The organism is Shewanella sp. SR44-3, assembly GCF_014163735.1.
Lineage (GTDB): Bacteria > Pseudomonadota > Gammaproteobacteria > Enterobacterales > Shewanellaceae > Shewanella.
This window is the reverse complement of sequence record NZ_JACJDV010000091.1, coordinates 1-1,062: the sequence shown is the minus strand read 5'-3', so window position 1 is coordinate 1,062 and position 1,062 is coordinate 1. Positions and strand designations below refer to the sequence as shown.

The 1,062-nt window shown below is 40.7% G+C and carries 1 protein-coding gene; it reads right to left on the bottom strand.

What is annotated here, in order from left to right:
• Nucleotides 1-454 precede the first annotated feature (454 nt).
• The gene (locus tag H5073_RS17930) at nucleotides 455-874 is read right to left on the bottom strand and encodes a hypothetical protein (RefSeq protein WP_182680919.1); all 420 of its coding nucleotides are present in this window, start codon (nucleotides 872-874) and stop codon (nucleotides 455-457) included.
• Between the last annotated feature and the right edge of the window lie 188 nt (nucleotides 875-1,062).

The window sequence follows — 1,062 nt, the reverse complement described above, 5'->3', positions numbered from 1 at the left end:
GTAAACCGAGCCACTGTGCCGCTGTTCTGTATGTTTTCATCACCTGCTCCAAATTTATCATTGAGCAGGTATTTTCAAATAGTCAGATCAATGATGCGAGGTGTGGTTCGCTAGACGGTTACCGTAGTAAAGCGAACGACAAACTTAATACCAGCAAACTAGCGTTGAACATGTGAATAAGGAGAATGGCTTAACTGATACTGATGAGGTTTTATTTAAAGCACTGAAATCAATGGGTTTAAATCAAATCATATAAATAATCACCAAAGGCGCTAAGGGGTTCTGCTGATTACCGAAAAGTGGACGATGTAACATCACACCAAACAGATCGTATTCTCGATCTGCTATTTACTATTAAAGGTACAACTTATCGTGAGCTCGGGCTACTCATGCAAACAAGAGCACACTTGGGATAAGGACGCGGCTACGCGCGGCCTATCCTTATTTGTATGGATCAATACCCAATCTGATAATAAGCAATTATCCCCATTGCAACAAACAATGGAATAGAGAGTAAAACAGAATAAGGAATAATTTTGTAAAAGAAAGCTAAATCACCTTTGTTTCTATATTTGTTTGAAATTCTCCATACGTTATATGGATATTCTGCTACAGCCCCAGATGTTAAGGGGTGTAGATTTAATAATGCATTTTTGTCTTCTGTAGAGATATCCATTTTTAAAACTTTACACTCTGTGTATACAGTGAAAAGAAAACCCCCTCCCGATAGAAAAAAAGCTAAAAAGCCTACAATTCCAAATAGGAGCCGCTCTCCTGAAATAGCAGTACCAAGAGCTAAGACTAAGGAAACACCCAGCCATCCAGTAGCCGAAAAGCCCCACAGCATGTATGAAAAAATTCTCGATATTTGCATTGAACCATAACGCCTTGGTATGCGGCAGACGCCGCGCAGCGGTGGCTGTCCGGCGAAGGGCTGCAAAAATTATATTCATGAGTGTATCTTTGTCGAGCCAATAATCCCACCCCTCCGGTGGGAGGGGGGCATATAACGTTTTCATCAAATGTATTAATCTCCTGTTATCCAGCCTTTCTGAGTGAAAA

Bases quoted from the DNA above. Each gene is read 5' to 3' on its own strand.
- H5073_RS17930 (WP_182680919.1), bottom strand. From the start codon at position 874: ATGCAAATATCGAGAATTTTTTCATACATGCTGTGGGGCTTTTCGGCT.